7 protein-coding genes and 1 pseudogene are annotated in these 6,299 nt (G+C 67.8%); 1 reads left to right on the top strand and 7 read right to left on the bottom strand.

Annotated elements, in window-relative coordinates; genetic code table 11:
• Nucleotides 1–177: 177 nt before the first annotated feature.
• The 3 genes from ACSLTV_RS35770 to ACSLTV_RS35760 all read right to left on the bottom strand — a co-directional run bounded on the left by ACSLTV_RS35770 (nt 178) and on the right by ACSLTV_RS35760 (nt 3,196).
• On the bottom strand, nt 178–573 hold the full coding sequence (locus ACSLTV_RS35770) for a hypothetical protein (RefSeq protein WP_385087061.1): 396 nt from the start codon (nt 571–573) through the stop codon (nt 178–180).
• A 67-nt stretch (nt 574–640) separates the two neighbouring features.
• A complete protein-coding gene (locus tag ACSLTV_RS35765; protein ID WP_435613696.1) occupies nt 641–2,179 on the bottom strand; it encodes a M20 family peptidase in 1,539 nt (512 codons plus the stop codon).
• A gap of 459 nt (nt 2,180–2,638) precedes the next feature.
• Nucleotides 2,639–3,196 (bottom strand): hypothetical protein, encoded by a 558-nt coding sequence (locus ACSLTV_RS35760; protein ID WP_432159152.1) that lies wholly within the window; start codon nt 3,194–3,196, stop codon nt 2,639–2,641.
• Between the two features lie 103 nt (nt 3,197–3,299).
• On the opposite strand from ACSLTV_RS35760, the gene ACSLTV_RS35755 reads away from it, so the two are divergent.
• Nucleotides 3,300–4,073: a hypothetical protein gene (locus ACSLTV_RS35755; protein WP_432159153.1), complete on the top strand. Its 774-nt coding sequence runs from the start codon at nt 3,300–3,302 to the stop codon at nt 4,071–4,073.
• A gap of 18 nt (nt 4,074–4,091) precedes the next feature.
• Here the strand turns inward: ACSLTV_RS35755 and ACSLTV_RS35750 are convergent.
• From ACSLTV_RS35750 to ACSLTV_RS35735, 4 genes and pseudogenes are all read right to left on the bottom strand, one after another.
• Nucleotides 4,092–4,450: pseudogene (locus ACSLTV_RS35750) on the bottom strand (transposase).
• A 44-nt stretch (nt 4,451–4,494) separates the two neighbouring features.
• A complete protein-coding gene (locus ACSLTV_RS35745; protein ID WP_385087072.1) occupies nt 4,495–4,734 on the bottom strand; it encodes a hypothetical protein in 240 nt (79 codons plus the stop codon).
• A gap of 81 nt (nt 4,735–4,815) precedes the next feature.
• Entirely contained in the window at nt 4,816–5,790 is a 975-nt protein-coding gene (locus ACSLTV_RS35740; RefSeq protein WP_385087075.1) for a linear amide C-N hydrolase, read from the bottom strand.
• Nucleotides 5,791–5,990: 200 nt separating this feature from the next.
• A partial coding sequence (locus ACSLTV_RS35735) for an IS3 family transposase (protein WP_432159155.1) occupies nt 5,991–6,299 on the bottom strand: 309 nt, incomplete at its 5' end.

Raw genomic sequence — 6,299 nt, 5'->3', positions numbered from 1 at the left:
CGAGTGAGGGGCGGTTCGGTGAGCCGGTTCCTCGTCGGCGATGCCGAGCGCCTGGTGAACTCGATCCCGTAGGCGTCGGACGTTCGGGATTGGGAAGAAGCGTCCGCTGTCAGTCCTGGGCGCTACCGTGACGCACGGAGGCGCTTGTTGCTGGGCACAGTGAATTCTTCGGCCGCATCAGGAATCGTCCGCCCGCCCTAGGAGACGTGCATGACTGCTGCCCACTTGACCGGCCGCCCTTGGCACGATGTGGACGGCCCCGTGCTTGTCGCGTCGGCAGCCGCTCTGCAGTTGATTCCGCAGAACATTCCGCGCCTTGATGACCGCCTCGCGGGGTGAGGCGGTCAGGTGGGCCTGGTCGGCCAGGGCGAGGAGTTCGTCGGCGACGCGGGCGGCGTGACCGGCGAGGATCGCGGTGAGCCGGTCGGCGGCGAAGGCTTCGGCCTCGTGGGTGCCGGGCTTGTGGAAGGCGTGCGCAGCTGCCCACTGGGTAGGCCGCGCGGCGAGGTGCCCGTTGCCGGGTCCTTTTCCGCACGGCCCCCCGCCGAACCACGCGGGCAACTTTCGCTGCACGTGGCTCTCTCGTTACGCGCTGCGAGACACCGCGAGCGCCAGCGGATCGACGCGTCGTAGGACGTCGTCACTCCGCGCTTGCGCTCGTTCTGGCGATGCCGCCGTCGCCGCCTTCGCCCAGCTCCTCGGTGTTGGCGATGAAGGTGTAGAAGAAGACGATCGACCGCGCGTACTCGCTGACCAGCACGCGCTCGTTCACGCCGTGCCAGCGTGCGGTGTCGGCGGCAGACTCGACCCTCACCGCGGTGAAGCGGTACACGTTCTTGGCGATGGTCGCGGCGAAGTACTTCGCGTCGGCCCCGCCGATGACCAGGTAGGGCGATACCAGCAGGTTCGGAGTACCCCACGCCTGGCGGACCGACTTCTCGATCAGCCGGTACTCCTTGCCATACGGATCGGACTCTGGCGAAGGCTCGCACGAGGCCGGACGCACGGTCACCTCGACCCGCTCGTCGTTGACGACCTTCTTCACGTGCTCGACGACGGACTGCACGGTCTCCCCTTGAAGGATCCGGAAGTTGACCAGCGCCGAAGCAGCGGGCGCGAGCACGTTCTCCTTCACTCCGCCGTTGACCATCGTCACCGCCGTCGTCGTTTGGAGCATCGCCGTCGTCATCGCGCCGGACAGCATGTACTTGATGAACTGATCGTCGCTGCTCCCCACGCCCCATCCCGCTGTTGGACAGTCGTCTTCGTGCACGGGCGCGCTCTGTCTCTTGGAGGCAGCCTCTTCTTCCTCCTCTCCGCCGAAGGCGACGTCCGCCAAGAGCTCGTGGTACTTCGGCGGCAGCTCCGGGCCCAGGAACCGGAACTGGTCCCGCACGGACTGCGTGATGCGATACGGCAACGGATTAGCCTCGAGTCGCGTGATCGCCTGGGCGAGGATGCCGATGTTGGAGTGCTTGGGCGGCATGGCCGAGTGCCCGCCGGGGCCCTCGACCTTCAGCTCCAGGGTGGCGTAGCCCTTCTCGGCGACGCCGATGAGCGCGATGGGGTCCGGGATGCCGGGAAAGAGGCCGGGCGCGAGGGGCAGCCCCTCGTCGAGGACCAGCGCGATGTCGTTCACGCCCCGCGACTTCAGCTCCTCTACGATCGTCCGCACGCCCTCGAGCCCCATCACCTCCTCGTCCTGTCCGAAGACGAGGTAGACGGTGCGGGTCGGCTGGAAGCCCTTCTCGAGGTGCATCTCGATGGCCTCCAGAATGGCGAGGATCATGATCTTGTCGTCGAGAGAGCCGCGGCCCCAGACGTATCCGCCCTCTATGTCGCCGGAGAACGGATCATGCTCCCAGTCGTTCTCAGTGCCCGGCACCACCGGCACCACGTCCTGGTGGCCCATGAGCACGATCGGAGGCAAGGACGGTTCTTTCCCGCCCCAGGTGTAGAGCAGGCTGAAGCGGCGGGGCGCACCGAGGACCTCACGCTTCAGCGTCTTGTGCACGAGCGGGTAGGTGTCCGCGAGGTACGCGTGAAAATCGTTGAACGCCTTCTCGTCGAAGTCGCTGCGGTCCTGGTTGGAGATGGTCCGGAAGGTGATGGCTTTGGACAGCCGCTTAGCCGCAGAGTCTGCTGCGACCGGCACCTCCGCCGGTGCGACCTTCTTCATCTGGAGCGAGCTGAAGCTCTCGTGTGCCGTCGTCATGATGGGTTTCTCCTCCTGACATGTCGGGCAACGGAGCCGAGATGGCACATGCTCCGCCCCCAGATGTCGGCCTCTGCGTGTGTCGCCTCTAGTTCCAGTCTGCGCGCCGAACATCGCCGTGTCGCTTGCTGCGGCCTGGTCCGCTACGGTCCAAAGACCGGCCAGGCGTGTCGGTCATGGCCATTCCTGGCTGCACGCAGGCTGACGGCCGTATCTCAAGTGGCCCTCCGTGTATGAAATTGGCCCGGTACTACAGGGGAGCTTCGGAAGCTTGTCGTTGGCGTCGTTCGTAGTGGATGCGCCGGGCGACGGCTTGGTGGGCTCGGCGCCACAGCGACTGGGCGAAGACGATCGCGTGGGGGATCGTTACGTGCCACAGGGTCTGGTGGAGCAGGCGGCGGATCTCTTCGGCGGTGTAGTCGATCAGGGGTTGAGGATCGGAGGCGGGGTCGGTGGCGGCCAGGCTATGGCGGGTTCGGGCTCGGTCGGCGGCTGTGTGTCTTCGCGGGGCCGGGTGAGGCGGGCGGTGCGGGTGGCGCTGACGGACAGGAACGCGAACGCGGCGATGGCCAGGGCGATGTGCCGGTGCCAGGGTTCCCACTTGCGGACCTCGTACTGGTCCAGGCCGCAGTCGGACTTCGCGGTCTCGAAACAGTCCTCTACTCCCCACCGAAGTCCCGCGATCTTCACCAGGGTCGCCATGGTGGTGCCGGTGCGGGCGTGCACCGCGAAGTAGGCGAAATCGGTGGGGTCGCTGATCGAGCGGCGCACCAGCAGCAGGTGGCACCAGCCCCGGCGCACCGCGCCAGCCGGCGAGGGCCAGGAGACCTGGACCGGTGCCCAGTCGTAGAACCGCTCGCCCTTGGCGCCGTGGCCGCAGGAGCGACGCTCGAAGACCGGCAGCTGCCGCACCGGCTTGTCCACCCGCATCGGCCCCGTGGGCCCGGCCGTGACGGTCTCGTCGCAGGGCACCGCGATCACGTAGCCCTTGCAGTGGCGCTACTGACTTCGGCTCGTCAGGGTGACGTAGGTGTGTACGTGTGTCGGACCTTGCCGGTAGCGGGCGGTCCGTGAGACTCGTCGCATGAGTGAGGAGAAGGCTTCCGGGGACTACCGGGAGAGGGCGGGGCACGTGATGCTGCTGGCGGTGGTGCTCGCGGTCCCGGCGCTCAAGCTGGCCTGGACGCTTGGCGGCGGGGACGCGGCCAGGGACGCACTGATCGCCATGGGGCCGGGCAATTGGGCCGACATCCCAATCGGCATGTTCCTGAACGAGGCCCTGTTGGCCACAGTGCTGGCCGTGGTCGTCTCGCGCGCCACCTACGCCCACTTCGCAGCCAGGGGCGGCGCCCTCAGACATCGGGACACCCCCATGGCAGTGACCGCGGCCACTGCCGCCGTAGTTCCGGCCGCCCTGGGGGTGGTCGTCGGTGCGTTCAACGGCCTGGGCTGGGGCCTGGCCACCGGCCTGGCCTCCTACGTACTGCGGGTGGGGGTGATGGTCGACTACAAGACCGGCCGCCGTGAGCACACCACGGGCCGCCGTACCGGCAACCGGGCCGAGACCGCCCCTCAGCGTGCCGCCGACGCCCTGTGGATCGCCGGACTGCTGCTCGGCGGCATCGTCCTGCCCGCCGTGGCGATCATCGCCGCCCTGGACGGACGCTCCTGGACCAGTGTCGAGACGTGCGACGTGAACACCGGCAGCGGAACCCACCGCGCCCGCCTGGTGGAACTGGCCCGGCAGGGCAACGGCATCGTCGGCTGGGACCTGGCCGGCTCAGAGGTCGTCCACGGCGTCAACTGCGCCGCCGACGACAACGAGACCATCCGACCCCCGTGGTGGCGCGACGCCTGACAACAACTCAAGCCGAAGTCAGTAAAGGCCCGCCCGGCGTTCTCGGTCCTGCCCGTAGACGCTGTCGGCGGCCACCCAGGCGAACGGCACCCGTGCGCAGCGGGCCCGTTCGACCATGACGCGCCCCAGCTCGGGCTTGGTGAGGACCTTCCTGGCGCGGTCGCGCGGCACCCCGGCCTCCTGGCAGCGCGCCGCCTGGCCGGCCCACAGTCTGCCCAGGCACAGGGCGAAGTCGATCAGTGCGCGTCCGTACGGGGTGACGTAGGCGAGGAACACGGCGACATGGCAGTTCTCCGTCTGCCCGTAATCCCCGCGTACTGCGGATCGACCCCGATCGACTTGTCGCCCTTCTTCAGGAAGGCGGTCTCGTCCAGCACCAGCACCGCTTCCGGGTCCCCGAGCTGTTCCACGGTGAACTCCCTCACCCGCTCCAGCTCCCGGTTGTCCTGCGCAGCAAGTCCTTGACCTTGTCCGGCGCGGTGTGACCGAGATACGCGGCGATCTGCCAGGTGTTCTTCCGCTCCACCAGGCCCAACAGGGCCTTGAGATACGCCCGCGCTGTCAGCCGAGGCTCCACCCGGCACCACAACCCGGCGCGCAGCGCGAAGAAATCCTCGAACCACCCGTCCCACCGCTCGACATCCCGCTGCACGTCCTCCACGTGAGGCTCAACGCGTCACGCGGCCAGCAAACACGAAGCTCCCCTGTAGTACAGGGCGGGCGCGGCGGCCCGCAACCGGCCTCAGGCCGCCAGGAACTCGAACGGCGCCCGCGGCCGGAACTCGGCGGAGACCTCCCCGGCCAGCCCGTCACGGGCGACGTCGACCGCCATCACGTCGGCGCCGGAAGCCAGGTCCACCTTGTCCAGGTCCACCCACATCACCGACGGTGAGACCGTCGACTCGAAGTAATAGCGCTTGGCGTCGTGATCGGCGATCGCGCGCCACAACGTGGCACTTATGTTGGGGTGATCGGGATCCTCCATGCCCAACGGCACGCCGATCGCCCGCATCTGGGAGAACACCGACGCCACCGCCATCCTCCGGTCCTCGTACTCCGGAGAGCTCTTGAGGTTGTAGCTCAAGCGGACGAACCGGTCCGCGGCGCTGATCGTTCCTGGCAGCATGCGGTTCCCACCGATCAGGTCCCAGTACGCAGTCAGGGCGAGTTGCTGGTCGTACACCGGCGAATTCGTCATCACCCGGTACTCCGGGCCGTGGTGGACGACCGGGTGACCGCCGAGGTACTCGATCACTGCGCAGTCGCCCGAGGGGTCCGACAGCGCCAGGTGCACCGTGGCCGCCCGGCCGTTCGGAAGCACCGGAGCGATGATGCTGAACGGATCCTTACGCGTCGCCTCCACGGCCTCTGCGACCGTCGCGAAGTTGTCGAGGTAGTACTGCGCCCACGCCCCGATCGAGAGCGTCGTCCTGCCCTCGGCGCCCGGCTCCCCGTAATCGGACTCGGACAGATACAGGATGTTGCACACCAACCCGGCCGCATTCATCCCGTCGGACGACGACGTCCCGTAAAATGACGTCACAACCGATCCGAACCTCGATGTCCAGCTGATCGGGCTACTCCCTGCGCCGCCGTCGCGTTGCATCCCGGCCGGGAACACCCACAGCGCCGTGTCAGCCGTCGGATCGTTCCAGTCCATTCCCCGGCCCGTGATGAACGTGCCCGTACCCGTGCGGTACGTGATTTTGGAACACATGTCGTCCTCCGCTTTCCCGTCGCGACCGAGGGCTTCGCAACCAGCCGGGGCGGGAGACTCTCCGGCCGTGGCACAGCCCATCGGCTGTCTCCCCGGGCGATGCAGCCGGCACATCTGCCCCGTGGATAAGACTACGCCGCAACACGGAATACGCCATTCCGGAAGCCTGAAGTTCCCCCCTGATGTTGGACATCGTGTTTCTACGCTGCGGGGGTGAGGTCTCGCTGCAGCAGGATCCGGTTCTCGAGCGGGGTGAGGTACCCGTGCTCGGGGTGCCGGCGGAGTCTGGTGCGGTTGTACTCGACCTCGATGAAGCGGAAGACGTCGGCCCGGGCCACCTGGCGGCTGCCCCACACAGTGATGCCGATCTCCGCCTCGAGCAGGCCGAAGAAGCTCTCGGCCGCGGCGTTCGCCGGCCCCTTCACCCGGGAGGCGATGACGCCGCAGGACGGGCAGGCTCGCGCCGCCTCGTCTGCCGTGATCAGGTGCACCCGACGCGTCCCGTCGGC

Origin of the sequence: Streptomyces sp. bgisy159 (genome assembly GCF_965341775.1) — a bacterium.
In the GTDB taxonomy this organism is placed as follows: Bacteria; Actinomycetota; Actinomycetes; order Streptomycetales; family Streptomycetaceae; genus Streptomyces.
Note: the sequence above shows the minus strand (reverse complement) of the source record. Positions and strands in the feature narration are given on the sequence as shown.